The organism is Stenotrophomonas sp. Marseille-Q4652 (assembly GCF_916618915.1).
Taxonomy (GTDB): Bacteria; Pseudomonadota; Gammaproteobacteria; order Xanthomonadales; family Xanthomonadaceae; genus Stenotrophomonas.
The window spans coordinates 677391-701748 of sequence record NZ_CAKAKE010000001.1 but is presented as its reverse complement, the minus strand read 5'-3'; the positions used below and the strand labels follow the sequence as shown (position 1 = coordinate 701748).

General features: G+C 67.6%; 23 protein-coding genes and 2 pseudogenes. 10 read left to right on the top strand and 15 right to left on the bottom strand.

Going from position 1 to position 24358, the window contains the following annotated elements; all coding sequences use genetic code 11:
* Positions 1-79: 79 nt before the first annotated feature.
* Positions 80-859 (top strand): ferredoxin--NADP reductase, encoded by a 780-nt coding sequence (locus LG380_RS03240; RefSeq protein WP_225763588.1) that lies wholly within the window; start codon positions 80-82, stop codon positions 857-859.
* Between the two features lie 56 nt (positions 860-915).
* On the opposite strand, the pseudogene LG380_RS03235 reads toward LG380_RS03240, so the two are convergent.
* Positions 916-1398 (bottom strand): annotated as a pseudogene (locus LG380_RS03235) (glutathione peroxidase).
* 178 nt (positions 1399-1576) lie between these two features.
* Here LG380_RS03235 and LG380_RS03230 point away from each other — a divergent pair.
* Positions 1577-3748, top strand: a complete 2172-nt coding sequence (locus LG380_RS03230; protein ID WP_225763587.1) for a M3 family metallopeptidase — start codon at positions 1577-1579, stop codon at positions 3746-3748.
* A 66-nt stretch (positions 3749-3814) separates the two neighbouring features.
* Here LG380_RS03230 and cfa read toward each other — a convergent pair.
* The 3 genes and pseudogenes from cfa to LG380_RS03215 form a co-directional block, all read right to left on the bottom strand.
* A pseudogene (gene cfa, locus LG380_RS03225) lies at positions 3815-4932 on the bottom strand (cyclopropane fatty acyl phospholipid synthase).
* Between the two features lie 24 nt (positions 4933-4956).
* The gene (locus LG380_RS03220; protein ID WP_225763586.1) at positions 4957-5781 is read right to left on the bottom strand and encodes a DUF3298 and DUF4163 domain-containing protein; all 825 of its coding nucleotides are present in this window, start codon (positions 5779-5781) and stop codon (positions 4957-4959) included.
* 58 nt (positions 5782-5839) lie between these two features.
* Complete coding sequence (locus LG380_RS03215) at positions 5840-6130, bottom strand: GNAT family N-acetyltransferase (protein ID WP_225763585.1); 291 nt, start codon at positions 6128-6130, stop codon at positions 5840-5842.
* A 206-nt stretch (positions 6131-6336) separates the two neighbouring features.
* On the opposite strand from LG380_RS03215, the gene LG380_RS03210 reads away from it, so the two are divergent.
* On the top strand, positions 6337-6531 hold the full coding sequence (locus LG380_RS03210; RefSeq protein ID WP_225763584.1) for a hypothetical protein: 195 nt from the start codon (positions 6337-6339) through the stop codon (positions 6529-6531).
* Between the two features lie 86 nt (positions 6532-6617).
* Here the strand turns inward: LG380_RS03210 and LG380_RS03205 are convergent, their stop codons facing one another.
* Together LG380_RS03205 and LG380_RS03200 are read right to left on the bottom strand one after the other, a co-directional pair.
* Positions 6618-7238, bottom strand: coding sequence for a rhomboid family intramembrane serine protease (locus LG380_RS03205; protein WP_225763583.1), 621 nt, complete (start codon positions 7236-7238; stop codon positions 6618-6620).
* Between the two features lie 2 nt (positions 7239-7240).
* On the bottom strand, positions 7241-8812 hold the full coding sequence (locus LG380_RS03200) for an oligopeptide:H+ symporter (protein WP_225763582.1): 1572 nt from the start codon (positions 8810-8812) through the stop codon (positions 7241-7243).
* A gap of 152 nt (positions 8813-8964) precedes the next feature.
* On the opposite strand from LG380_RS03200, the gene LG380_RS03195 reads away from it, so the two are divergent.
* Positions 8965-9792 (top strand): endonuclease/exonuclease/phosphatase family protein, encoded by an 828-nt coding sequence (locus tag LG380_RS03195; RefSeq protein WP_225763581.1) that lies wholly within the window; start codon positions 8965-8967, stop codon positions 9790-9792.
* Positions 9793-9851: 59 nt separating this feature from the next.
* Here the strand turns inward: LG380_RS03195 and LG380_RS03190 are convergent, their stop codons facing one another.
* Positions 9852-10463: a superoxide dismutase gene (locus LG380_RS03190; protein ID WP_225763580.1), complete on the bottom strand. Its 612-nt coding sequence runs from the start codon at positions 10461-10463 to the stop codon at positions 9852-9854.
* A gap of 215 nt (positions 10464-10678) precedes the next feature.
* Between LG380_RS03190 and LG380_RS03185 the strand changes: the two genes are divergently transcribed.
* The gene (locus tag LG380_RS03185) at positions 10679-11137 is read left to right on the top strand and encodes a ribonuclease domain-containing protein (RefSeq protein ID WP_225763579.1); all 459 of its coding nucleotides are present in this window, start codon (positions 10679-10681) and stop codon (positions 11135-11137) included.
* Positions 11134-11574, top strand: a complete 441-nt coding sequence (locus tag LG380_RS03180; RefSeq protein ID WP_225763578.1) for a barstar family protein — start codon at positions 11134-11136, stop codon at positions 11572-11574. The genes LG380_RS03185 and LG380_RS03180 overlap by 4 nt, the downstream gene beginning before the upstream one ends.
* On the opposite strand, the gene LG380_RS03175 is transcribed toward LG380_RS03180, so the two are convergent.
* Positions 11565-12086: an SRPBCC domain-containing protein gene (locus tag LG380_RS03175; protein WP_225763577.1), complete on the bottom strand. Its 522-nt coding sequence runs from the start codon at positions 12084-12086 to the stop codon at positions 11565-11567. The two genes, LG380_RS03180 and LG380_RS03175, sit on opposite strands and share 10 nt — an antisense overlap.
* Before the next feature lie 65 nt (positions 12087-12151).
* Complete coding sequence (locus LG380_RS03170) at positions 12152-14047, bottom strand: ATP-binding cassette domain-containing protein (protein WP_225763576.1); 1896 nt, start codon at positions 14045-14047, stop codon at positions 12152-12154.
* A gap of 80 nt (positions 14048-14127) precedes the next feature.
* Between LG380_RS03170 and dbpA the strand changes: the two genes are divergently transcribed.
* Complete coding sequence (dbpA, locus tag LG380_RS03165) at positions 14128-15504, top strand: ATP-dependent RNA helicase DbpA (RefSeq protein ID WP_225763575.1); 1377 nt, start codon at positions 14128-14130, stop codon at positions 15502-15504.
* 6 nt (positions 15505-15510) lie between these two features.
* On the opposite strand, the gene LG380_RS03160 is transcribed toward dbpA, so the two are convergent.
* The 6 genes from LG380_RS03160 to LG380_RS03135 all read right to left on the bottom strand — a co-directional run bounded on the left by LG380_RS03160 (position 15511) and on the right by LG380_RS03135 (position 19934).
* Positions 15511-15858, bottom strand: a complete 348-nt coding sequence (locus LG380_RS03160; RefSeq protein ID WP_225763574.1) for a hypothetical protein — start codon at positions 15856-15858, stop codon at positions 15511-15513.
* The gene (locus LG380_RS03155) at positions 15855-16637 is read right to left on the bottom strand and encodes a thioesterase family protein (RefSeq protein WP_225763573.1); all 783 of its coding nucleotides are present in this window, start codon (positions 16635-16637) and stop codon (positions 15855-15857) included. Before LG380_RS03155 ends, LG380_RS03160 begins: the two co-directional genes overlap by 4 nt.
* A 57-nt stretch (positions 16638-16694) precedes the next feature.
* A complete protein-coding gene (locus LG380_RS03150; RefSeq protein ID WP_225763572.1) occupies positions 16695-17252 on the bottom strand; it encodes an adenine phosphoribosyltransferase in 558 nt (185 codons plus the stop codon).
* Positions 17253-17300: 48 nt separating this feature from the next.
* Entirely contained in the window at positions 17301-18860 is a 1560-nt protein-coding gene (locus LG380_RS03145; RefSeq protein ID WP_225763571.1) for a YdiU family protein, read from the bottom strand.
* Between the two features lie 28 nt (positions 18861-18888).
* Positions 18889-19596 carry a glutathione S-transferase gene (locus tag LG380_RS03140; protein ID WP_225763570.1) on the bottom strand — a complete coding sequence of 236 codons (708 nt, stop codon included), beginning with the start codon at positions 19594-19596 and terminating at the stop codon, positions 18889-18891.
* Between the two features lie 128 nt (positions 19597-19724).
* Complete coding sequence (locus LG380_RS03135) at positions 19725-19934, bottom strand: cold-shock protein (RefSeq protein ID WP_039005002.1); 210 nt, start codon at positions 19932-19934, stop codon at positions 19725-19727.
* 474 nt (positions 19935-20408) lie between these two features.
* Between LG380_RS03135 and LG380_RS03130 the strand changes: the two genes are divergently transcribed.
* The 3 genes from LG380_RS03130 (at position 20409) to LG380_RS03120 (ending at position 24314) form a co-directional block, all read left to right on the top strand.
* Positions 20409-20957 carry a YaeQ family protein gene (locus LG380_RS03130; protein WP_225763569.1) on the top strand — a complete coding sequence of 183 codons (549 nt, stop codon included), beginning with the start codon at positions 20409-20411 and terminating at the stop codon, positions 20955-20957.
* A gap of 3 nt (positions 20958-20960) precedes the next feature.
* On the top strand, positions 20961-22151 hold the full coding sequence (locus tag LG380_RS03125; protein ID WP_225763568.1) for an NAD(P)/FAD-dependent oxidoreductase: 1191 nt from the start codon (positions 20961-20963) through the stop codon (positions 22149-22151).
* A 90-nt stretch (positions 22152-22241) separates the two neighbouring features.
* The gene (locus tag LG380_RS03120; protein ID WP_225763567.1) at positions 22242-24314 is read left to right on the top strand and encodes an EAL domain-containing protein; all 2073 of its coding nucleotides are present in this window, start codon (positions 22242-22244) and stop codon (positions 24312-24314) included.
* The last annotated feature ends 44 nt before the right edge of the window (positions 24315-24358 follow it).

Below are 24358 nucleotides of genomic sequence, written 5' to 3'. Positions count from 1 at the left end.
GCACACGCAATGCGATTCACTCTCAAACAGGGCCGGTCAGCTAGAATGTGACGGTCCATTCCCCCATACGAACCACGGCATGTCTTCTGCTTTTGGCGCCGAAACGGTGCTCGAGGTCCGCCACTGGACCGACGCGTACTTCAGCTTCACCACCACCCGTGACAGCGGTTTCCGCTTCGAGAACGGCCAGTTCGTGATGATCGGCCTGGAGACGGAGGCCCGCCCGCTGCTGCGCGCCTATTCCATCGCCAGCGCCAACTGGGAGGAGAACCTGGAGTTCTTCAGCATCAAGGTCCAGGACGGCCCGCTGACCTCGCGCCTGCAGCACATCAAGCCCGGCGACAAGGTGCTGGTCGGCAAGAAGCCCACCGGTACCCTGCTGATTTCCGACCTGCACCCGGGCAGGCACCTGTATCTGCTGGGTACCGGCACCGGCCTGGCGCCGTGGCTGTCGGTCATCAAGGACCCGGAAACCTACGAGCGCTTCGACAAGGTGATCCTCACGCATGGCGTGCGCTTCGAGAAGGACCTTGCCTACCGCGAGTACTTCGAGAAGGAACTGCCGCAGCACGAGTTCCTCGGCGAGATGATCCGCGACAAGCTGCTGTACTACCCGGCGGTCACCCGCGAACCGTTCCCGAACCAGGGCCGCCTGACCACCCTGCTGGAAACCGGGGAGATGCAGCGCACCCTCGGCCTGTCCGAACTCAACCCGGAGAATGACCGCGCCATGATCTGCGGCAGCCCGCAGATGCTGGCCGACCTGCGCAGCGTGCTGGACGCACGCGGCTTCCAGGTGTCCTCCCGCATTGGCCAGCCCGGCCACTACGTGTTCGAGCGCGCCTTCGTCGAGAAATAAGCGCGCCGTATTCCGCATACGACGGGTCGGCCCTTGCGGGCCGGCCCGTCCTGTTTTCAGCCCAGAACGCGCTCGATGTCGGCCCGCAGGGCCTCGGGCCCGGTACTGGGCGCATAACGCGCCACCACGGTTCCGTCGGGACCGACCAGGAACTTGGTGAAGTTCCACTTGATCCGCGCGCTGCCGAGCACGCCGCGCTTCTCGCGCTGCAACCATTGCCACAGCGGATCGGCGTTGGCGCCATTGACCTCGATCTTGCGCGACAGCGGGAAGTCCACCCCGTAGTCCAGCGCGCAGAACGCCATGATCGCATCGTCCCCACCCGGCTCCTGCTGGCCGAACTGGTTGCAGGGAAAGCCGATGACGACCAGGCCGCGCTCGCGGTACTGCTGCCACAGCGCCTGCAATCCGGCGTACTACGGGGTGAAGCCACAACGCGAGGCCACGTTGACAAGCAGCATGGCCTGGCCGCGATGGGCTGACAGCGGATGCTGCACGCTGGCACCGTTGTGGTAACTGAATTCGTAGATCCGGCTCATGGCACCTCCAGATGGCCGCCGAGCATAAGCCACCCTGCCCTCCCTGCCCTCCCGGCGCGCCGCCCGGCCGGAATCGACGGCCTGCGGAAGCGGCGCGCTGTCGCGTGCCTTTCGTCACACGCGGTCCTACGGCCGCTTCAGGTAGCCTTCGGAGGTTCTGTCCACCAAGGAGTCTGCCTTGACCACCCGCCTTGCCCTTGCCCTGGCCGTCGCCCTCGGCGCGACCGCGCCCGCCTTCGCCAACCCGGTTGCCGCCGCGGCCGCCCCTGCCGCCACACCGGCCTCGGCCAACCCGTTCTTCAGCGAGAGCCCGCTGCCGCTGCACTACCCCCAGTTCGACAAGATCCAGGACAGCGACTTCGCCCCGGCCTTCGACGCCGGCATGAAGCAGCAGATGGAGGAAGTCGAGGCGATCGCCAACAACAAGGCCAAGCCGACCTTCGAGAACACCATCATCGCGATGGAGAAGAGCGGCGCCATCCTCGACCGCGCCACCACCGTGTTCTTCTCGCTCAGCGGCGCCGACACCAACGACGCCCGCAAGAAGCTGCAGGCCGAGTACTCGGCCAAGTTCGCCGCCCACAGCGATGCCATCAACCTCAACGGGGAGCTGTTCAAGCGCGTGGAGACCCTCTACAACAGCCGTGACAAGCTGGGCCTGGACGCCGAAGGCGTGCGTCTGGTCGAGCGTTATTACGACAACCTGGTCCGCGCAGGCGCCAAGCTCTCCGACGCGGACAAGGCGAAGATGAAGGCGATGAACGCCGAGCTGGCCGAGCTGGGCACCAAGTTCAGCCAGAACGTGCTGGCCGAGGTCAATGCGTCCTACATCGTGGTCGACGACGCCAAGGACCTGGACGGCCTGTCGGCCGAGCAGATCGCTGCCGCCGCTGAAGCCGCCAAGGCGCGCAACTTGGACGGCAAGTACGTCATCGCCCTGCTCAACACCACCGGCCAGCCGGCGCTGACCAACCTGACCAACCGCGACCTGCGCAGGAAGATCTACGAAGCCTCGATCAGCCGCGGCTCCAAGGGTGGCGAGTACGACAACACCGCGCTGGTGTCGCGCATCATGAAGCTGCGTGCCGAGAAGGCCGCGCTGATGGGCCACCCGAACTTCGCGTCCTACGGCCTGGGCAACCAGACCGCCAAGACCCCCGAAGCGGTCAACGGGATGCTGGGCCAGCTGGCCCCGGCCGCCGTGGCCAACGCCAAGCGCGAAGCCGCCGACCTGCAGGCGATGATCGATGCCGAGCAGAAGGCCGCCGGCAAGCCGACCTTCAAGCTCGAGCCGTGGGACTGGGCCTTCTACAGCGAGAAGGTGCGCCAGGCCAAGTACAACTTCGACGAGTCGCAGCTCAAGCCGTACTTCGAGATGAAGTCGGTGCTGGAAGACGGCGTGTTCTTCGCCGCCGGCAAGGAATTCGGCCTGAGCTTCAAGCAGCGCATCGACCTGCCGGTCTACCACCCGGACGTGACCGTCTACGACGTGTTCAACGAGGACGGCAGCCAGCTGGCGATCTTCATCTTCGACCCGTATGCCCGCGCTTCCAAGCGTGGTGGTGCGTGGATGAACTCCTACGTCAGCCAGTCCGAGCTGACCGGCGACCTGCCGGTGGTGGCCAACCACCTCAACATCCCCAAGCCGCCGGCCGGCCAGCCGACCCTGCTGACCTGGGACGAGGTGACCACCACCTTCCACGAGTTTGGCCACGCCCTGCATGGCATGTTCTCCAACGTGAAGTACCCGACGTTCTCGGGCACCTCGGTGCCGCGTGACTTCGTGGAATTCCCGTCGCAGGTCAACGAGATGTGGGCCGACGAGCCGACCATCCTGGCCAACTACGCCAAGCACTACCAGACCGGTGCGGCGATGCCGCAGGCGCTGCTGGACAAGGTCATCGCCGCGGCCAAGTTCAACCAGGGCTTCATGACCACCGAGTACCTGGGCGCGGCCCTGCTCGACCAGCGCTGGCACCAGATCAGTGCCGACCAGGTGCCCGAAGCCAAGGACGTACTGGCGTTCGAGCGCAAGGCGCTGGAAGACTCGGGCATCTACTACGCCCCGGTGCCGCCGCGTTACCGCACCACCTACTTCAGCCACATCATGGGCGGCTACTCGGCCGGTTACTACGCCTACATCTGGTCCGAGGTGCTGGACGCCAACACCCAGAAGTGGTTCCGCGACAACGGCGGGTTGAGCCGTGCCAACGGCGACCGCTTCCGCCAGACCCTGCTGTCGCGCGGCGGCAGCGTCGACGCCATGCAGCTGTTCCGTGATTTCGCCGGCCACGAGCCGCAGATCGAACCGCTGCTGGAGAAGCGTGGGCTGACCGGCGCCGGCAACTAAGCGCCAGCCCTCCACGAAACGAAGACCGCCCGGCATGCCGGGCGGTCTTTTTTTTGCCGTCCAGGCTCAGCGCGGGGCGATGTAGCCGCCGGGCACGCCGCGCGGCGACAGCACCAGCTGCCAGAGCTGGGCGCGGCGGCTGCGGAAGGTCGCCATCGAGCCGGCCAGGTAGAAGCGCCACATGCGGCGGAAGCGCTCGTCATAGCGCTCGCCATCCAGCCGGCCCCAGGCCGCCTCGATGTTGTCGCGCCATGCCTGCAGGGTCAGGTCGTAGTCGGTGCCGAAGTTGTGCCAGTCCTCCAGCACGAACAGGCCCTCGCTGGCGGTGGCGATCTGCGCAACCGACGGCAGCATCGAGTTGGGGAAGATGTAGCGCGCGATCCACGGGTCGGTGCGGTGGCGCGAGACATTGGTCCCGATGGTGTGCAGCAGGAACAGGCCGTCATCGGCCATGCAGCGGCGCGCCATCTCGAAGTACGCGCGGTAGTTCTTGTCGCCGACGTGCTCGAACATACCCACCGACAGGATGGCGTCGAAGCGCTCGTCCACCTCGCGGTAATCCTGCAGCCGGATCTCCACCGGCAGCCCGGCGCACAGCTGTCGCGCGTATCCGGCCTGCTCGGCGGAAATGGTGACGCCCACGCCTTCCACGCCATAGCGCTCGGCGGCGAACTTCAGCGCCTCGCCCCAGCCACAACCGATGTCGAGGATGCGCTGGCCCGGACGCAACTGCAGCTTTCGGCAGATCAGGTCGAGCTTGGCTTCCTGCGCCGCGTCCAGGTCGCTGGCCTGCGGCCAGTATCCGCAGCTGTAGACCATGCGCTGGCCGAGCATGGCCTGGTAGAGGTCGTTGCCGAGGTCATAGTGGCGCCGTCCCACCTCGAAGCTGCCGCTGCCGGTCTGCAGGTTGAACAACCGCGCCTTGACGGCATCGACCACGTCCCCAAGTCCATGCACACGCTGGTCGATGCGTGCGTGCATCAGCTGGTGGAGGAAGGCGTCCAGTTCGACCGCATCCCACAGCCATCCATGTAGCTTTCGCCCAGGCCCAGAGAGCCCTGGGCCAGTACCCGTCCGTAAAAATGTGGATCGTGTACGACGATATCCTGCGGCCGGCTGCCACCTACGGTGACATCGGCCTCCCCCAGCAAGGCAACCACGCGTCGCTGCAGCCCCAGGTCCACGTCCCCTCCTGCGTTTTCATCGCGTCAGCGCGCCGCAAAGAGCTCCCGGTATTCGGGTGCCACGTAGGGCAACAACACAGCCGCCGGCACGTCCACGGTCTGCGTGCCGTCGGAGTATGGCCCGACCTGGTAGGGAGGGAAAACAAAGCGGATCGCGCTGATGCGCCCGTCGGCACCCAGCAGCGGCTGGAACTGGGAGAAGTTGGCGGCCTCGGCGGCGGTGCCTTCCTCGATCATGCGGCTGGCCTCGCGCACCATCTCGCGCTGGCCGGTCTCGTCCAGTCCCTCGGCGCGGGCCCGCTGGGCCACGTCCTGGCGCAGATGCTCGGCGATGTACTCACCCACCCCCTGCCAGCCTTCCGCATCGGGGATCAGGCGTTCGGCCCGCAGCATCTCCTCGCTCTGCGGCAGCCACACGAACCGGGCCACCAGCGGCTCGCCATGGGCGCCCCCGGTGTAGCGGCTGCCATCGGCGGTGGCGGCCACGATCCGCGCGCTGTCCACCGGCAGCTCGAAGCTCAGCGACAATTCGTAGGGCGCGGTCGGGCTGTCGTTGCCCAGCGATTCCAGCGACTGCAGCAGTTCGGCCCTGGCCGCCTCGGCGTAGGCCACCAGTTCGCGGGCCAGGCCCGGATACTTGGCCGCCGCCGGCGGGTAACTGATGCCGATGATGTAGCGCGAGTTGGTCTCGATCACGTCGTCGAGCCGCGGCGGCCGATCAGCACCGGTCGCTGCCTCCGGAGCCGGGGCCGTGTCCGGGCTTCCGGCCGCCACCGGCTCTGCATCGCGCTTGCAGCCGGCCAGCACCAGTACCGCCAGCATCCCTACCCACAATCCCTGCCTTGCCATTTCCTGCTCCCTGTTCCCCTGTGCCGTGCGCGGCCGCAGCCTCGCCGGAGTTGTCCGATTACCGTTCCACCAGATCCGCGTATTCGCCGTGACGCTGGACGAAAGCCGCCGCATAAGCGCACTCCGGCACCACCTTGAGGTGCTGCGCCCGGGCGTATTCCAACGCCGCCCGGGTCAGCGCCCCGGCCACGCCCCGACCTTCGATCGCCGCCGGCACCCGGGTGTGGGTGATCGTCAGGCGCCCTGCCTGCTTTCCGTACTCGAGCACGGCCTGCTCGCCCTCGACCCGGGCAATGAACCGGGACTGGCGGGGCTCGTGTTCGATGTGGGAAACGGCTGGAATGGTCATGGCGTAGTCGCTGGAGTCGGGCGCAGTGTGCGGAGCGCCCGGCATTGGCCGCGTGAAGCCGGGCGCTGACGCAAGGCGACGCGCAGCGTCACTTGGTGCCGCCGGGGCCCGGGTTCAATGGGCAATACATCTGCGCACGCAGGCAGGAAAAGTTGGCATGAGGTTTGCGTGACCGTTCAGGAGTCCCGCATTCCCGGAGCGACGCCATGACCCACATCGACCACGCCCATCCCGCCACCGACCACGACGCCTCCCTGCTGGAAGGCCTGTTCCAGCTGGCGATCTCCGGCGACACCGACGGCTACGAGTTCAAGCAGATCGACAGCGAGGTCTACTCGCGCCTGCTCGACACCTACACCACTGGCCAGGCCAGCCGCTTCAGCAACGCCTTCGCGGCCTGAACTGCGCGGTTCCGGCCTTGCGCCGGAACCTGATGGAAGGGGACGGCGCAAGGCCGGCCCCGGGCGGACACCGTCCGCCGGCAGGCTCAGAGCCCGAAGCGCGGGTTCATCAGCTCCTGCATGAAGATCTGCAGCACCCTCGGTTCCATCATCACCATGAAGAGCACGCCGAACGCGGCACCGGCCAGGTGCGCGCTGTGGTTGATGCGGTCACCGCCACGGCGGTCCATCCAGATGCTGTAGCCGACGTAGAACACGGCGTACAGGATGGCCGGCGCCGGGATGAAGAACACGAAGATCAGCGACCACGGCGAAACCAGGATGAAGGCGAACAGCACCGCCGACACTGCGCCGGACGCGCCCAGGCTGAGGTAGTTCGGGTTCTTCTGGTTGCGCAGGTAGCTGGGCAGGATCGAGACCACCAGGGCGGCCAGGTAGAACGCCGGATAGGTCAGCAGGCTGCCGGTGACCTGCACCATGATCCGCTCGATCAGCCGACCGAAGAAGTACAGCGTGATCATGTTGAACAGCAGGTGCGCGAAGTCGGCATGGATGAAGCCGTAGGTCACCAGCCGGTCGTACTGGCGGTGCCGGTCGATGGCCGGCGGCCACAGGATCAGGCGGTCGGCCAGCTTGCGGTTGTTGAACGCCATCCACGACACCAGGCCGGTGATGGCGATCAGGATCCAGGTCACGGGCGATTCCATGCTCAGGCCACCGCGCGGTAGTTGTCGACCATGCGATAGCGCTTGGCGTACAGGCCAAAGGCCAGGGCCGCCACGAACGCAAAGCCGGCAAAGAAGAACATCAGGAACGCCGCCTCGCTCAAACCGGTACTGGCGATCTTCTCGGTGACCGTGCCGTTGCGCACGGCCGCGTTGGACAGCAGCACCCACAGGTTGCCGATGGTGGTGGTCAGGTTCCAGAAACTCATCACCACGCCCTTCATCGCCTGCGGCGCCTGGCTGTAGGCAAACTCAAGGCCGGTGGCGGAGACCAGCACCTCGCCGAAGGTCAGCAACGCATACGGCAGGATCTGCCAGAAGATGGACATGGCATTGCCCCCATCCATCACCACCTGGATGCCACCGACGACGATCCACGCCAGGCCGGAGAAGGCGATGCCGGCGGTCATGCGCCGCAGCGCGGTCGGCTCCCAGCCCCGTCGGCACAGCCACGGGTACAGCACCAGGTTGTTGAACGGGATCAGGATCATCACCAGCGCCGGGTTCAGCGCCTGCATCTGCGAGGCGGTGAACCACGAGGGCATGGACATCTGCTGGCCCTGCAGCACCCAGGTCGAGGCCTTCTGGTCGAACAGCGAGAAGAACGGGGTGGTCAGGGCGAAGATCACCAGCACCTTGAGCACCGAGCGCACGCCTTCCACCGCCTCCTCCGGATGCACGCCGCGGGCGCGGTCGAGCTGCATCATGGTGCCGCCGCCGAGGCCGGCCAGCACCAGCACCAGCGCGATGCACAGGCAGATCACGATGCCCAGCTGCGGCACCAGGGCCATCGAGGCCACCGCCGCGACGATGCCGGCGACCGCCATCCACAGGCCGGGACGGCCCTGCCCCGGGCGCTGCGCCAGCAGCGCGGTGCGCACTACGTTGCCGAACGAGTCGGGATCCTTCGGCGGCAGCGGCACCAGCACGTACTTCCTGCGCCCCAGCCAGAACACGAAGGTGGCAATGAACATCAGGATGCCGGGGATGCCAAACGCCCAGGCCGGGCCTAGGTTCTTCAGCGCCAGCGGGATCAGCAGCGAGGCAAACAGCGAGCCGAAGTTGATGATCCAGTAGAAAGCGTCGAAGACGATCCTGGCCAGGTGCTTGTTCGACTGGTCGAACTGGTCGCCCATGAACGAGGCCACCAGCGGCTTGATGCCGCCGGCGCCCAGCGCGATCAGGCCCAGGCCAAGGAAGAAGCCCTGGCGGCTGTCCTCGAAGATCGCCAGACAGGCGTGGCCGGCGCAGTAGACCAGCGAGAACCAGAGGATGGTGTGGTACTTGCCGAAGAACTTGTCGGCCAGCCAGCCACCGAGCAGCGGGAAGAAATACACGCCGATCATGAAGCTGTGCATGATGTCCTTGGCTTCGCCGGCGCGGGCGGAGTCGGTCACCTCCTGCAGGATCAGCGAGGTGATCAGGAACTGCACCAGGATGTTGCGCATCCCGTAGAAGCTGAAGCGTTCGCAGGCTTCGTTGCCGATGATGTAGGGAATCTGGCGGGGCATCCTTGCCTGGTTGGGTGCGCTCGCGGCCCCGGCGGTGTTCGTCATCTTGATGGCGATCCTGTCGTACAAAGGGGGAAAGACTACCGCATCCGGGCACCGCAGCCCTCCCTGCCGGCCGTCGGGCCGGTTGCGCCGCCGGCTCCACCCGCTCGGCCCCATCCACGCCTCCTCGACAGGGGGCTACCTAGACTGCGGTCATGTCCGTGGCCAGAAGACACCCGCTGTTGCGCTGGGGATGGGTGGTGCTGCTGTTGCCGATGCTTCCGGTCGTGCATTCCGGGAACCTGCCTACGCCCCCTGCTCCACCCGCCCCCACGGCCAGCCTGCGGGTCGCCAGCCTGCGCCTGCCCGCCGACCCGCAGCAGTGGCTGGACCGGCGCGAGGAGGTCCGCGAACTGCTGGACCAGCTCCAGCCCGACGTGATCGCTGCCCAGGAGCTGCTGCAGACCCCCGACCGGCTCAATCCCGCCTGCTGGCTGGCCAAGCGCCTGCGCTACAGTTGCGACTTCGTCACCGCCGACCCGCCCAGCCATCCGCGGCGGCGCGGCAACGCCATCCTCAGCCGCATCCCGGTGATCGAGGACGGGGTGACCCTGCTGCACCCGCCAGACGAGTTCAGTGCCGCCGGGATGCTGCGCGTGCAGGCAGGTGCCGAGACGGTCAACGTCTATGTCGCCCGCCTGCCTCCGGGCGCTGAAGCAGGAGAGCGCCGCGCCCACCAGACCAAGGACCTGATGGCATGGATCCGCGCCACCGACGGCGGCTTTCCCTCGGTGATCGCCGGCGACTTCAGTACCCGGGCGAGGGAACTGGAAAGCCGCCTGCCGGGCTTCCGCTCCAGTCGCCACGCTGCGGCGGACAGCGCGCGCCTGCCACTGGCCCAGGGCGTGCTCTACCAGCCCGATCGCTTTCCCGCAGTTGCGCTGGAGATGATCGAACTGCCTGCCAGCGCAACCGGCCCGGCACTGCCACTGGGGGTACTGATGACCCTACAGCTGGCGCAGAAGGTCGCGGCCTCGCCCTGACGGACAAAAAGAAGCCGGGCAATGCCCGGCTTCCTCGTACTGCACTGTGATCGAACCGATCAGGCAATGGCAGCCTGGTACCGGCGCTCGACCTCGTTCCAGTCGACGACGTTGAAGAAGGCGCCGATGTATTCCGGGCGACGGTTCTGGTACTTCAGGTAGTAGGCATGTTCCCACACGTCCAGGCCCAGGATCGGGGTGTTGCCTTCCATCAGCGGGCTGTCCTGGTTGGCGGTCGACTCGACCACCACCTTCTTGTCCGGGGTCACGCTCAACCACGCCCAGCCGCTGCCGAAACGGGTCAGCGCCGCCTTGGTGAAGGCGTCCTTGAACTTCTCGAAGCCACCCAGGTCGGTCTCGATGGCCTTGGCCACGCCGCCGGTGGGCTCGCCGCCGCCATTGGGCGACATCACGGTCCAGAACAGGCTGTGGTTGGCATGGCCGCCGCCGTTGTTGCGCACCGGGCCCTGCAGGTTCTCCGGCAGCGACTTCAGCCTGGACACCAGTTCGTCGACCGGCAGGTCGGCGTACTCGGTGCCTTCCAGCGCGGCGTTGACGTTGTTGATGTAGGTCTGGTGGTGCTTGGTGTGATGGATTTCCATCGTGGCCGCGTCGATGTGCGGCTCAAGTGCGTCGTAGGCGTAGGACAGCTTGGGCAGGGTGTAGGCCATGAGGATCTCCTGGTGGTCCGATCGCCCGGCGGAATCCGGGCGTTGCAACCATCAATGGTAGGGACGGCAACTGAAGTTACCAAGGGCGATGTAAAGGAAAGTTCGTCCCGTCGGCATCGCCGAGGCACCAACCGGGACCGGGACACCACTCCCGTTCAAGCAGCCCTGGCCTGCGCGGTGATAATCAGGGGCTTGACCCGTTGGAACCGTTGTCCATGCGCAGACCCTTGTTGCTGTTGTTTGCCGCCGTCCTGCTGGCCGCTGGCCTGTGGGGCATCAACGAGCTGCAGCGCCCACCCGCACCGCAGTTTGCCCCTGCCCTTTCGCAGGGAACTGCCGCCGTGGAGGCTGCACCGGCTGCAGCGCCGACGGCCACCGCCCGCGACACGCTGCCTGCCTTCCTGCCGGCCGAGGCGCGCCAGACCATCACCCTGATCAAGCGCGGCGGGCCGTTCCCGCACCGCCAGGACGGCAGCGTTTTCGGCAACCGCGAGCAGCGCCTGCCGCAGCGCCCGCGCGGCTATTACCGCGAATACACGGTGGAAACGCCGGGGCTGTCGCACCGCGGCGCACGCCGCATCGTCACCGGTGGCCAGCCGCCGGATGTCTGGTACTACACCGATGACCATTACGACACCTTCCGCAGCTTCAAGGTCCCGGGGAGCGTGCAATGACCGATAGCGGCTTCGACATGGGCCTGGATGATCCGCAGCGCGCCGGCGTCTACGCCATTGGCGATGGTGATGCCGGCGGACTGGCGGCGATGGCGCGCGATGCCGGGCTGCGCGTGGTCCGCATCGACCTGGGCGGCTGCCAGGACAAGCGCACGCTGTTGGCACGCCTGGCCACCCAGCTGGATTTCCCGGCCGGCACCGGCCGCAACTGGGATGCGTTGAGCGAGAACCTGCGCGACCTGTCCTGGCTGCCCGGCCGAGGCTACGCGCTGCTGTTCGAGGATGCCGGCCCGCTGCGCGAGCATGCCGGCACCGACTTCGACACATTGCTGGACGTGCTGCAGGAAGCCTCGGCCAGCTGGGCCGAGGACGACGTGCCGTTCTGGGCATTCCTGGCCCTGCCCGACCTGGGCGTGGCCGACGCCACTCAGGGCTGAGCGAGGAAGCGCAGCAGCCCATCGAGCTGCTGCGCCTGCACCCGGTCCACGACCGGTGCGAACGTGGACAGGTCCTGCGGGGTGTAGCCGCCGACGCGATAGGTCCAGGTGATGCGCGTGCCCTCGCCTTCGGCACGCAGCGTCCATTCGGCCACGCCGTGCAAGCCCATGCCCTGCAGCGGCCCCAGCCCGCCGAGCATGCGCAGGGTGGTGCCGGGGTCGACGAAGCTGACCTGCAGGTGCTGGGCCTGCCGTGCGCCGGCGATCTCGCAGAAGCAGCCACCGGCACGGGCGTCGATGCCCAGTGTCGACGCCGGCCCCCACCAGCTGTGGTCCTTCGGCCACCAGCGGTCGACCTGGCCGGTCATCGCCTGCCACACGCGGTCCCGCGGCGTGGCCACCAAGACGCTGTTCTCGATGCTGAAACCCGAGGCCGAGGAATCCTTGACCTCGGCCTGCGCGGGCACTGCCACGACCAGCGCGGCAAGCATGCCCAGTCGGCAAATACGCATCGCGGACTCCTGCTGCCAGTGATGCCGCCGAGCATGGACGGCATCATCCGGCACGGGCAAGCCCGTCAGCTGTCCAGTTCCTGCCAGCGCGCGTAGGCTGCATCCAGTTCGGCCTGGACCTTGGCCAGCTGCTGGGTGTGGGCGGTCACCTCGGTGCTGGGCCGGCTGAAGAATGCCGGATCGTTCATGGCCGCGGTCATGGCCTCGATCTCCTGCTCCAGCGCTTCGATCCGGCCCGGCAGTTGCTCCAGCTCGCGGGCGTCCTTGAAGCTGAGCTTGCGCTTGGCTGGCGCCGGGGTGGCCGGGGCCGCAGCCGCTGGTGCAGCGGCCGGAACCGCGGTCGCCGAGGCCTTGGCCACTGCGGCGGCGCTGGGCGGCATGGTCGGACGCTGGCGCACCCAGTCGCTGTAGCCGCCGATGTACTCGCCGATGCGGCCGTTGCCTTCCATCACCATGGTCGAGGTCACGACGTTGTCGATGAAGTCACGGTCATGGCTGACCAGCAGCAGCGTGCCGGGGTAATCGGCCAGCAGCTCTTCGAGCAGCTCCAGCGTCTCCACGTCCAGGTCGTTGGTCGGTTCGTCCATCACCAGCAGGTTGGACGGCTGGGCGAACAGCTTGGCCAGCAGCAGGCGGTTGCGCTCGCCGCCGGACAGGCGGGTGATCGGCGCGCGGGCGCGCTCGGGGGTGAACATGAAATCCTGCAGGTAGGCATGCACGTGCTTGCGTTTGCCGTTGATCTCGAGGAAATCCTGGCCCTCGGCCACGTTCTCGATCGCGCTCCAGTCCTCGCGCAGGGTGGCGCGGTACTGGTCGAAATAGGCGATCTGCAGCTTGGTGCCGGTGATGATCTCGCCCTTGTCGGGCTTCAGGTCACCCAGCAGCAGCTTGAGCAACGTGGTCTTGCCGCTGCCGTTGGGACCGATCAGCCCGATGCGGTCGCCACGCATGACCAGCGTGGAAAAGTCACGCACCATCACCCGCTCGCCGAAGGCGAAGGACACGTCCCTGGCCTCGATCACCTTCTTGCCGGAATTCTCGGCGGTGGCGGCCTCCATGCGCACGTTGCCGCCCAGCTCGCGGCGCTGGCTGCGCTCGTTGCGCATCGCCTTGAGCCGACGCACGCGGCCTTCGTCGCGGGTACGGCGGGCCTTGATGCCCTGGCGGATCCACACCTCTTCCTGCGCCAGCAGCTTGTCGAAACGGGCGTTTTCCTGCGCCTGCGCGTTGAGACGTTCCTCGCGGCGGCGCTCGTAGTTGGCCCAGTCGCCCGGCCAGCTGGTGACCTGGCCACGGTCGATCTCGACGATGCGGGTGGCCAGCGCGCGCAGGAAGCGGCGATCGTGGGTGACGAACACCACGCTGCCGTTCCAGCCCTTGAGGAAGGCTTCGAGCCAGTCAATGGCCTCGATGTCCAGGTGGTTGGTCGGCTCGTCCAGCAGCAACACGTCCGGCGAGGACACCAGCGCACGCGCCAGCAGCACGCGGCGCTTCATGCCACCGGACAGCCGGCCGAACTCGGCGTCGCCGTCGAGGTCGAGCTTGGTCAGGGTTTCGGAAACACGCTGGTCCAGCGCCCAGCCATCGGCGGCGTCGATCTTGGTCTGCACCTCGCCCACCGCGTGGGCGTCGTAGTCCTCGGCGTGGCTGAGGCGATGGAACTCGGCCAGCCAGTGGCCGAGGTCGCCCAGGCCATCGGCAACCACGTCGAACACGCTGCCGGCCGCGCCGTGCGGCACTTCCTGCTCGAGCCGGGTCACGCGCACGCCCTGCTGGACGCGCACCTCACCGTCGTCGGGCTTGAGCTCGCCGGCGATCAGTTTCATCAGGGTGGATTTGCCGGCGCCGTTGCGGCCGATCAGGGCAATGCGCTCGCCCGGATCGATCGTCAGTTCGGTCTTTTCCAGCAACAACGGGCCGCCGACGCTGTAGTCGACGTTCTGCAGGGTAATCAGGGGCATCCGGCCATTGTACGGGCTGCGGGTACCGCCCCGCCGGCCGCGGGTGAACGGGCAGCCCCGTTTCCTGCGAAAATCGCGCCATGAACGATTTCAGCTCGCTGGCGCTGTCCCCAGCCCTCGCCCCCGGCATCGATGCCCTGGGATATACCACGATGACCCCGGTCCAGGCCCAGAGCCTGCCGGCCATCCTTGAAGGTCGCGACCTGATCGCACAGGCCCCCACCGGCAGCGGCAAGACCGCCGCTTTCGGCCTGGGCCTGCTCAACCGCGTGGATCCGGCCAACCTGCGCACCCAGGCGCTGGTGCTGTGCCCGACCCGCGAACTGGCCGACCAGGTCGGCAAGCAGCTGCGCAAGCTGGCCACCGGCATCCCCAACCTGAAGCTGATGATCCTCACCGGTGGCACCCCGCTGGGCCCGCAGCTGGCCTCGCTGGAAGCGCATGACCCGGTGGTCGTGGTCGGCACCCCCGGCCGCGTGCAGGAGCTGGCGCGCAAGCGCGCGCTGAATCTCGGCCAGGTCCGCAGCTTCGTGCTGGACGAGGCCGACCGCATGCTGGACATGGGCTTCGAGGAGCCCATCCGCGAGATCGCCGGGCGTACCCACGCCGAGCGACAGACCCTTCTGTTCTCGGCGACCTTCCCCGATGCGATCCGGGAACTGGCCCGGGCGCTGCTCAAGGACCCAGCCGAAGTCACCGTCGAGGGCCAGCACAGTGCCCCGGCGATCAGCCATCTGTTCGGCGAGGTCGAACCGGCCCACCGCCAGAAGGCACTGGCCGGGCTGCTGCTCAAGTACACGCCCGAGTCGGCGGTGGTGTTCTGCAACACCCGCAAGGACGTGGACGAGGTCACCAACTCGCTGCAGCAGTTCGGTTTCTCCGCGCTGGCCCTGCACGGCGACATGGAGCAGCGCGACCGCGAGGAAGTGCTGATCCGCTTCGCCAACCGCAGCTGCAACGTGCTGGTGGCCAGCGACGTGGCCGCGCGCGGGCTGGACGTGGAAGACCTGGCCGCGGTGTTCAACTACGAGCTGCCGACCGACGTGGACACCTACAAGCACCGCGTCGGCCGTACCGGCCGTGCCGGACGCCAGGGCCTGGCCTTCAGCCTGGTCGCCGGGCGCGAGAAGAACCGCGCCGAGGCCGTCGAAACGCTGCTGGGCGAGCCGCTGAACTGGCAGAAGACCCCCTTGGCCACCGCACGTCCGGCGGTGCTGCCGCAGGCGGCGATGTCGACCCTGCGCATCGACGGCGGCAAGACCGACAAGCTGCGCGCCGGCGACATCCTCGGCGCGCTGACCGGCGAGGCCGGGCTGCCGGGCAAGGCGATCGGCAAGATCGACATCTTCCCGACCCGCTCCTACGTGGCGATCAGCCGCGAACAGGCCGGCAAGGCGATCGCGCGGCTGGAAGCGGGCAAGATCAAGGGCCGCCGCTTCCGCGTCCGCAAGATGTAAGCGCGCTCAGCGCGCGATCGAAGCCTCGCCCGCGCGCCGGCGCGAGGCTGCCGTGCTGGAACCGACCACGACCAGCGCGATGCCGATGAACAACGGCGTCGCCGCCGCTTCCAGCCCCTGGTGGGTGGCAGCGACCCAACCGGCATTGAGCGCGGCCAGCAGCCGCGCCGACCGCACCCACGGCGCGCCCGTGCGCAGGGCGCGCCACGCCACGGCCAGTCCCAGCAGCCACGCCACCGCCAAGGGCAGCACCGGCAGTCGCGGCGCGAACTCGTAGACGTTGCAGATCACCGCCCAGGCACTCCAGCCCAGCAGCGTGAAAGCCAGCGCGACCAGGGCCAGCCCGCGCATCATGCAAACACCGCCACGCTCTGGCGACCCAGCATCACCAGCCCGCCGTTCTCGTCCCACACCTGCATCGCCTGCGCCGAATAGCCATCGCGCGCATGCTCGCTGGTCGAGCGCAGCAGGAACCAGTCACCGCGCGGCGCGGGATCGAGCACATCGAAACTCCAGTTGATCGAACTGGCCGGCGCCGGCGTGCGCAGCGCGGTGAACACTGCCGGCGGCAACGCGTCCCCCATCGCCACCAGCGCCAGCAGCGGGTCGACCCCGGCGGCGTCGCGGTGGCGGACCCAGATCATCAGCTCCGGATGCTCGGCGCCGGACAGCGGCATCGCGCCCCCGGCCGGGCGGATCTGGAAGTGCCCGGTGAAGGCCGGCGCGAACGGAGCGCGCGTCATGTCGAATTCCGGGCACGCCGACCACGCGGCAACGACCGGACGCTCGACGCAGCTGTGCGTGACGCTGCTGTCGCGGGCCTGCGCGAACACCAGCGCCAGCCGCACCGCGAGCCCGGTCCCGGCATGCACATCCACCCCCATCGTCACCACCGACGAGCCGGCGCGCAGCAACTGCGGACGGAACGCCAGCCGGCCGGTGGCCGGACCAATGAAGCTGACCTGGGCCGAGCGCAGCGGCGGCAACGGGGCCTCGCTGGCTGCGCCTGCAGCCGCCACCGCCAGCGCGGTGCTGATGCCGCCATAGGCGGTACGGCCCTGCTGCCAGGAGGCAGGCATCTCCAGCCCGGTGGCAGGATCAAACGAGGAAAGCAGCTGGCTCAGGCTCGGCATCGGATCAGGTTCTCGGCAACGGGCTGCGCGATCCTCCCATGCCGAGGCCCGGCGTGGTCAATAGCGCAGGGTCGAATGCAGCGGCACGTTGGCCGGCCAGCGCTCACGGCCAGGAATACCGGTCAGCTCCACCAGAACCGCCGCACCGACCACCGCGACCTGCAGCTGCTGCGCCAGCGCCAGCGCGGCCAGCAGGGTGCCGCCGGTGGCCAGCACGTCATCGACGATCAGCACCCGCGCGCCGGGCGGCAGCGCATCGGCATGCACTTCCACGCAGTCGGCGCCGTATTCCAGCGAATACGGTTGGCGCAGCGTCGCGCCGGGCAGCTTGCCGGGCTTGCGCACCGGCACGAAGCCCACGCCCAGGTGCAGTGCCAGCGGCGCACCGAGAATGAAGCCACGGGGCTCCACGCCCATCACCGCGTCCAACCGCGCATCGCGCCACGGCTGGGCCATGGCCTGGACCGCAGCGGCGAAGTCGGCCGCGTTGGCCAGCAGCGGCATGATGTCCTTGAACAGGATGCCGGGCCTGGGGAAGTCGGGCACGTCGCGGATGCGGGACGCCCAGGCAGGCGACGCGGAAAGGATGTGGGCGGGAGCAGAAGGTGTAGTCATGAATGCTGTTGGGATCCGCAAGAAGAAGACAGGGGCAGCCAAGCCGGCTCAGGAACTGCAGGACAACATCGAGCAGCCGGCCCTGTCGCGCGCCCAATCCGGGCGCCGGCCGGCGAAATGCCCGCGGCCGGGCTGCTCGTCGTAGGGGCGGCGCATCACCTCGAGCAGCTCATCAATCCCGCCGGTGTCACCCTGCTCGGCGCGGTCGATCGCTTCCTGTGCCAGCCAGTTGCGCAGCACAAAGCGCGGGTTCGCCAGGCGCATTCGCTCACGACGCCCGGCCGCCGGCAGCGGCTCGGCCTGCAGAAGGCGGGCGTGTTCACCGAGCCATTGCAGCAGGTCCTGCTCCACCGCGTTGCGGCGTGCCGGCGTGTAGAACGCCGCCTCCACGCAGGCCAGCGACGGCTGCAGCGGGTTCAAGTCCATCAGCCCGCGGAAGGTCAGGGTCATGTCCATTTCGCCGCGATGCATGAGCTGCTGCAGGCGGCGGAAGTGGGCCATGCCGGCGTCATCGCAATGGGACAGGCCCAGCTTGGCCGCCGCGTGCCCGCGCTCCTGCCGAGCGTAAGTGTCCTGGAACCGCTCCAGCCCGGCCTGCAGCGGCGCGACGTCGGCAAACAGCGTTGAGAGCGCCTGCGCAAGCCGCACCAGGTTCCAGTACGCGACCTGCGGCTGGGTGCCAAAGCGATAGCGCCGGCCCTGCGCGTCGGTGGTGTTGGGCGTCCAGTCCGGGTCGTAGTCATCGATCCATCCGTAGGGGCCGTAGTCGATGGTCAGGCCGAGGATGGACATGTTGTCGGTGTTCATCACCCCGTGCACGAAGCCGACCCGCATCCAGTGCGCCACCATCACCGCGGTGCGCTCGCATACCTCGGCAAACCAGTCGGCGTACAGCGCCTCGCCCTGCCCCGCCAGTTCCGGGAAGTCACGGCGGATGCAGAAGTCGGCCAGCTGCCGCAGCAGGTCCAGCTCACCGCGCGATGCCGGAAGCTCGAAGCTGCCGAAACGGATGAAGGACGGGGCTACCCGGCACACGACCGCCCCCGGCTCGGGTCGTGGATGGCCGTCATAGAACATGTCGCGCACCACCGCCTCGCCAGTGCCGACCAGGCTCAGGGCGCGCGTGGTCGGCACGCCCAGGTGATGCATGGCCTCGCTGCACAGGAACTCGCGGATCGACGAGCGCAGCACGGCGCGACCATCGGCGCCGCGCGAGTACGGCGTGGGCCCGGCGCCCTTGAGCTGCAGTTCCCAGCGCCGGCCATCGGGAGCCAGCAGCTCGCCCAGCGAGATCGCGCGGCCATCACCCAGCTGCCCGGCCCAGTTGCCGAACTGGTGGCCGCCGTAATTGGCGGCCCATGGCTGCATGCCCGGATACAGGGCATTGCCGCCGAACACCCGGGCAAATCCTTCCGACGCCACCGTAGCCGCATCCAGGCCCAGCAGGGCCGCGACCTCGGGCGAATGTGCCAGCAGGGTCGGTGCGGTCACCGGCGTCGGCTCGACGGCCGACCACAGTGCATCGCGTACTTCCCGCCGGCGCGGGCCCGATTCCGGGTCGCCCGGCAGTTCACGGACGAAGCGGTTGTCGAAGTGCAGTTCAGTCATTGCCACAGGATAGGCCCCCTGCACTTAATCACGCGGTGCCGGGCGGCTTGCGGCCCGACGGCAGCATGGGCTCGCCGCCCTTCTGCACGGCGCGCTGGAAGGCCGGCCGCTCGCCGATGCGCTGCAGGAAGCCGCGCAGGTTCGGGTACTGCTCGAGGCCGGCGTAACGGACCGCGGCCGCCTGCACCGGGTAACTCATCTGGATGTCGGCGGCGGTAAAGCGCTCGCCGGCGAACCAGGGCCGCTTGCCCAGTTCGGCCTCCATCCAGTCCAGATGGCCACGCAGCTGCGGACCGACGAAGCCCTTCATCACCTTGTCGACGATGGAGCGGGCAACCGGGCGCGCTAAGAACGGCATCTTCGCCTGGCGGATCCGCGAGAACACCAGCGTCATCAGCAGCGGCGGCATCGCCGAGCCTTCGGCGTAGTGCATCCAGTAGCGGTAACGCATGCGCTCCTCGCCATCGACCGGGGCTGACGGCGGGGCAAACCGGTGCTGGGTGTCATAACGCTCGACCAGGTACTCCAGGATCGCCCCGGACTCGGCCAGCACCCGCCCGTCGTCCTCGAGTACCGGCGACTTGCCCAGCGGATGCACGCGGCGCAGTTCCGGCGGTGCCAGCAGCACCTTGGGGTCGCGCTGGTAGGTGACCAGCCGGTACGGCAGCTCCAGCTCCTCCAGCAACCAAAGCACGCGGTGCGAGCGCGAATGCTCCAGATGATGCACGGTAATCATCTATCGGATCCCTCCACTGTCAGACCTTGCATGGTATCCACCGCGAGCCGGCGCTTTTCCGCGCACAAAAGAAAACGCCGGAAGCTTTCGCTTCCGGCGTTCTTGCGACCTTTCGGTGGCGGGCGGAATTAGACCGCCTGCACCTGATCAGCCTGCATACCCTTCTGGCCCTGGACGGCGACGAAGGTCACCTTCTGGCCTTCCTGCAGCGACTTGAAGCCGGTGCCCTGGATCGCGCGGAAATGCACGAACAGGTCCGGGCCGCTTTCCGGGGTGATGAAGCCGAAGCCCTTGGCGTCGTTGAACCACTTGACGGTGCCGGTCTGACGATCAGACATGTTTACTAACTCCTGGAACATATAGTGAAAAAAAATCGCAGCCACCGGATATCGGGGCCGAGACTGAGTTGCAGGCGTTGGTAAAGCGGATCGATGAAGCAGATCGTCAGATCAACTGCACCAGGCCACGATTCACGGTGACCCTAGCAAACACAGTGGGGCGGACGATACGCGGCTTTCGCCAAAAAAGCGACACTTTCGCTGTCCGGGCCAGGGGTGCGCTTCAGGCCCGTGCAAAAGTCTATACAAAACAACCGGTTGCCTACGAGCACCGACCCCATGCCTGCTGCATAACGCCCTGCCACTGGCGACCAGCCCGGTCAATTGCGCAAACGGCCTGACGGGTTGTCGGCGGGAGTCAGGCGGACTGCCAGTGCCACCCTCGACTTCACAACAGCTGAGTCGAGCCCTGCCCCAGCAGGGAGCCCGGGACGGCACACGCGTATCATGGGCGCCCTTTTCCCCGGTTTTCCCATGGCACTCACCGCCACCATCCGCAAGGCCGAGCTGCAGATCAGCGACATGGACCGCGGCTACTACGCCACCCATGCCCTGACCCTGACCCAGCATCCCTCCGAAACCGACGAGCGGCTGATGGTCCGCCTGCTGGCCTTCAGCATCAATGCCGGTGACCGGTTGGAGTTCGGCCGCGGCCTGAGCACCGAGGAAGAGCCGGACCTGTGGGAACACGACTACACCGGCGACATCGTGCAGTGGATCGACCTCGGCCACCCCGACGAATCGCGGATCCGCAAGGCCTGCAACCGCAGCCAGCGCGTGCAGGTGGTCAACTACGGCGGCAACGCCTCGGACATCTGGTGGCAGAAGCAGGGCAAGCACATGCAGCGCCACGACAACCTGTCCGTGGTCGATATCGATGCTGATTTCGTCGAGCGCTGGGGCCAGCAGATCCAGCGGATGATGCGCTTCAGCGTGCTGATCCAGGACGGCGAGATCCAGCTGCTCAACGACAACCTGCAGATGGAGCTGGTGCTTGGCTGGCGCAAGCGCATCGCGGAGTAAGCCGTGACCGGGTCGACGATCCGTTGCGACGTGCTGGTGATCGGTGCCGGCGCTGCCGGGCTGATGTGTGCGCTTACCGCAGGCCGCCGCGGCCGCATCGTGCAGGTGATCGACCATGCCAACAAGGTTGGCAAGAAGATCCTGATGTCCGGCGGCGGCCGCTGCAATTTCACCAATACCGGCACCACTCCGGCCAACTTCCTGTCGGCCAACCCGCACTTCTGCAAGTCCGCGCTGGCCCGGTACACCCCGGCGCATTTCATCGAAATGGTCGAGCAGCACCGCATCGCCTACCACGAGAAGGAGCTGGGCCAGCTGTTCTGCGATGTCTCGTCCAAGCTGATCGTCAGGATGCTGATGGACGAATGCCAGGCCGCCGGGGCGCAGGTGCGCACCCACTGCAGCGTGGAGCGGATCGAACGCGGCGCCGACGGCTTCCATGTGCACACCTCGGGCGGGCATTTCCATGCCGCCTCTCTGGTGGTGGCTACCGGCGGGCTGTCGATCCCCAGCCTGGGTGCCACCGGCTACGGCTACGAAGTGGCCCGACAGTTCGGCCATGAGATCCTGCCCACGCGCGCCGGCCTGGTGCCGCTGACCCTCAGCGGCAAGCACCAGGAGCGGTGGGCCGACCTCAGCGGCGTGGCCCTGCCGGTGGAAGCACGCTGCAACCGCGCCAGCTTCGCCAACTCGATGCTGGTGACCCATCGCGGCGTAAGCGGCCCGGCGATCCTGCAGATCTCTTCCTACTGGCAGCCCGACGACGACCTGCGCCTGGACCTGCTGCCTGGGCTGGATGCCGAGCAGTGGCTGCGCGGGATGAAGCGCGACCGCGGCGCCTCCGAGCTGCGCACGGTGCTGGCCGAGGTCATGCCCAAGCGGCTGGCCCAGCGCCTGTGCGAACACTGGCTGCCCGACAGACCGGTGCGCCAGCTCGACGAGCGCCAGGTGCGCGAAGCAGCTGCCTTGCTGTCCGACTTCCCGCTGGTGGCCAGCGGCACCGAGGGCTACCGCACCGCCGAGGTCACCCTGGGCGGCGTGGACACCCGCAAGGTTTCCTCCAGCACGATGGAATCGCAGCTGGTCCCGGGCCTGTATTTCGTCGGCGAGGTGCTGGACGTCACCGGCTGGCTGGGCGGCTACAACTTCCAGTGGGCGTGGGCGTCCGGGCATGCCGCCGGCAATGCTGCGTGATCCACCACGCATCCCTGTTTCCCACCACCGTTGGGCTCATGGACGGCACCGCGGGCATCATGTATTAAGGACCGTCCAAGAGAGGCCCGAATGCAGAACGGCAACGACATCACCATCCGCCTGCTGATTGTCGACGACAGCAGCGAGAACGCCGAAGCCATCGTCAGCACCCTGCGCAACAGTGGCATCGCGGTGCGGCCGGCGCGTCCCCAGGACCAGGCTGAACTGTCCCAGGTGCTGGGCAGCCAGCCGATCGACCTGGTGCTGGCGGCTCCGTCACAGACCATCCCGCCGCTACAGGTGGCCCAGCACGTGGCGGCCAGCGGCAAGGACGTGCCGGTGATCCTGCTGGCCGACCGCATCGACGAGGACGAGCTGGTCGAGTCGGTCGCCAACGGCATCCGCGCCATCGCCCTGCGCCAGCGTCCCGAGCACCTGCTGTCGGTGGTCCGCAACGAGTGGACCGACCTGCAGGCGCGCCGCGGCCTGCGCCGGATCGAGGCGCAGATGCGCGAGACCGAGCGCCGCTGCGATGCGCTGATCTCCTCCTCGCGCGACCCGATCGCCTACATCCACGAGGGCATGCACATCCGCGCCAACGAGTCCTACCTGGAGATGTTCGGGTACGAGTCGTTCGACGACGTGGAAGGCATCTCCCTACTGGACATGGTCGCCCCGCAGTACGTGGAGGACTTCAAGCAACTGCTGAAGTCGCTGAGCAAGGGCGAGGCACCGCCGCCGCAGTACCGGGTGGACGCGCGCAACCAGGACGGCGAGACCTTCCCGGCGACGATGGAATTCACCGCCGCCACCTACGAGGGCGAATCCTGCCTGCAGGTGGTGTTCCGCCGCCGCGACGAGTTCGATCCGGAGCTGGCCCGCGAGGTGGAGGACCTGCGCCAGCGCGACCAGGTCACCGGCCTGCTCAACCGCCCCACCTTCATGGTGCAGCTGGAGAACGCGGTGGCCCAGGTCAGCCGCAGCGAGGGCCAGTACGGCTTCCTGCTGATCGAACCGGACCACTACGCACGCCTGTTGCCGGATATCGGCCTGGATTCGGCCGATGCACTGATCGCTGCATTGGGCCAGCACCTGGCCACCACGCTCGGTGACGGGCCGCAGATCGCCCGCTTCGGCGAACACAGCTTCGCGGTGCTGATGGAAGGCCCCTACGCCTCCACCGCCGCGCTGGCCGAGCAGATCCGCGAAGCCTTCGCCGCGCGCGTCTTCGCCATCGGCGAACGCTCGGCCACGGTGACGGTCAGCGTCGGCGGTGTGCAGGTCGGCGAGAAGATCGCGAGCGTCGGCCAGATCCTGGCCCGTGCCAACGAATGCGCCCAGGCCGTGACCCAGCTTGGCGGCAATGCCTCCCGCATCTTCGACCCGGGTGCAGTCGATCGCGCCGAGGAAGAACGTGTCCAGCGCTGGGTGGCCCGCATCCGCGAGGCGCTGGCCGGCGACGGCTTCCAGCTGCACTTCCAGCCGGCGCTGAACCTGCAGGGCGAGCCGATCGAGCTCTACGAGGTCTTGTTGCGCCTGCAGAACAATGGCGAGCTGGTCAGCCCGACCGCCTTCCTGGACATCGCCGCCGACCACGGCCTGCTGGGCGACATCAACTGCTGGGTGGTGAACGAGGCGATCCGCGTGATCGGCGAGCGCCACCGCGATGGCCACTCCACCCACCTGATGGTCAAGGTGACGCCGGAGTCCTTCACCGATCCCAAGCTGGTGGAGCGGGTGCGTGACGGCCTGCAGGCCCAGGGCATCCCGGGTGAGCGGCTGTGGCTGCAGACACCGGAGGCCAAGGTGTTCACCCACCTGCGCAATGCCCAGCAGTTCCTGGCCGACATGACCGCGCTGGGCTGCAAGGTCGGACTGGAGCAGTTCGGTTCGGGCCTGGACTCGTTCCAGCTGCTCGCCCACTTCAACCCCAGCTTCCTCAAGCTGGATCGCGACTTCACCTGCGATCTCAACCGCACCAAGGAACACCAGGAAAAGATCCGGGAGATCACTGCTCGGGCGCAGGAGGCCAGCATCCGCACCGTGGCCGAGTTCGTCTCCGATCCGACCTCGATGAGCCTGCTGTTTACCGCGGGCGTGGACTACGTGCAGGGCGAGTTCGTCGGCCAGGCCGGGCCGGAACTGAACTTCGACTTCTCCTGATCGAAGCCGCGCCCACGAAAAAGGCCGCGCACTGCGCGGCCTTT

Bases quoted from the DNA above. Each gene is read 5' to 3' on its own strand.
- LG380_RS03240 (WP_225763588.1), top strand. From the start codon at position 80: ATGTCTTCTGCTTTTGGCGCCGAAACGGTGCTCGAGGTCCGCCACTGG.
- LG380_RS03220 (WP_225763586.1), bottom strand. From the start codon at position 5,781: ATGGCAAGGCAGGGATTGTGGGTAGGGATGCTGGCGGTACTGGTGCTG.
- LG380_RS03215 (WP_225763585.1), bottom strand. From the start codon at position 6,130: ATGACCATTCCAGCCGTTTCCCACATCGAACACGAGCCCCGCCAGTCC.
- LG380_RS03210 (WP_225763584.1), top strand. From the start codon at position 6,337: ATGACCCACATCGACCACGCCCATCCCGCCACCGACCACGACGCCTCC.
- LG380_RS03205 (WP_225763583.1), bottom strand. From the start codon at position 7,238: ATGGAATCGCCCGTGACCTGGATCCTGATCGCCATCACCGGCCTGGTG.
- LG380_RS03200 (WP_225763582.1), bottom strand. From the start codon at position 8,812: ATGACGAACACCGCCGGGGCCGCGAGCGCACCCAACCAGGCAAGGATG.
- LG380_RS03195 (WP_225763581.1), top strand. From the start codon at position 8,965: ATGTCCGTGGCCAGAAGACACCCGCTGTTGCGCTGGGGATGGGTGGTG.
- LG380_RS03190 (WP_225763580.1), bottom strand. From the start codon at position 10,463: ATGGCCTACACCCTGCCCAAGCTGTCCTACGCCTACGACGCACTTGAG.
- LG380_RS03185 (WP_225763579.1), top strand. From the start codon at position 10,679: ATGCGCAGACCCTTGTTGCTGTTGTTTGCCGCCGTCCTGCTGGCCGCT.
- LG380_RS03180 (WP_225763578.1), top strand. From the start codon at position 11,134: ATGACCGATAGCGGCTTCGACATGGGCCTGGATGATCCGCAGCGCGCC.
- LG380_RS03175 (WP_225763577.1), bottom strand. From the start codon at position 12,086: ATGCGTATTTGCCGACTGGGCATGCTTGCCGCGCTGGTCGTGGCAGTG.
- LG380_RS03170 (WP_225763576.1), bottom strand. From the start codon at position 14,047: ATGCCCCTGATTACCCTGCAGAACGTCGACTACAGCGTCGGCGGCCCG.
- dbpA (WP_225763575.1), top strand. From the start codon at position 14,128: ATGAACGATTTCAGCTCGCTGGCGCTGTCCCCAGCCCTCGCCCCCGGC.
- LG380_RS03160 (WP_225763574.1), bottom strand. From the start codon at position 15,858: ATGATGCGCGGGCTGGCCCTGGTCGCGCTGGCTTTCACGCTGCTGGGC.
- LG380_RS03155 (WP_225763573.1), bottom strand. From the start codon at position 16,637: ATGCCGAGCCTGAGCCAGCTGCTTTCCTCGTTTGATCCTGCCACCGGG.
- LG380_RS03150 (WP_225763572.1), bottom strand. From the start codon at position 17,252: ATGACTACACCTTCTGCTCCCGCCCACATCCTTTCCGCGTCGCCTGCC.
- LG380_RS03145 (WP_225763571.1), bottom strand. From the start codon at position 18,860: ATGACTGAACTGCACTTCGACAACCGCTTCGTCCGTGAACTGCCGGGC.
- LG380_RS03140 (WP_225763570.1), bottom strand. From the start codon at position 19,596: ATGATTACCGTGCATCATCTGGAGCATTCGCGCTCGCACCGCGTGCTT.
- LG380_RS03135 (WP_039005002.1), bottom strand. From the start codon at position 19,934: ATGTCTGATCGTCAGACCGGCACCGTCAAGTGGTTCAACGACGCCAAG.
- LG380_RS03130 (WP_225763569.1), top strand. From the start codon at position 20,409: ATGGCACTCACCGCCACCATCCGCAAGGCCGAGCTGCAGATCAGCGAC.
- LG380_RS03120 (WP_225763567.1), top strand. From the start codon at position 22,242: ATGCAGAACGGCAACGACATCACCATCCGCCTGCTGATTGTCGACGAC.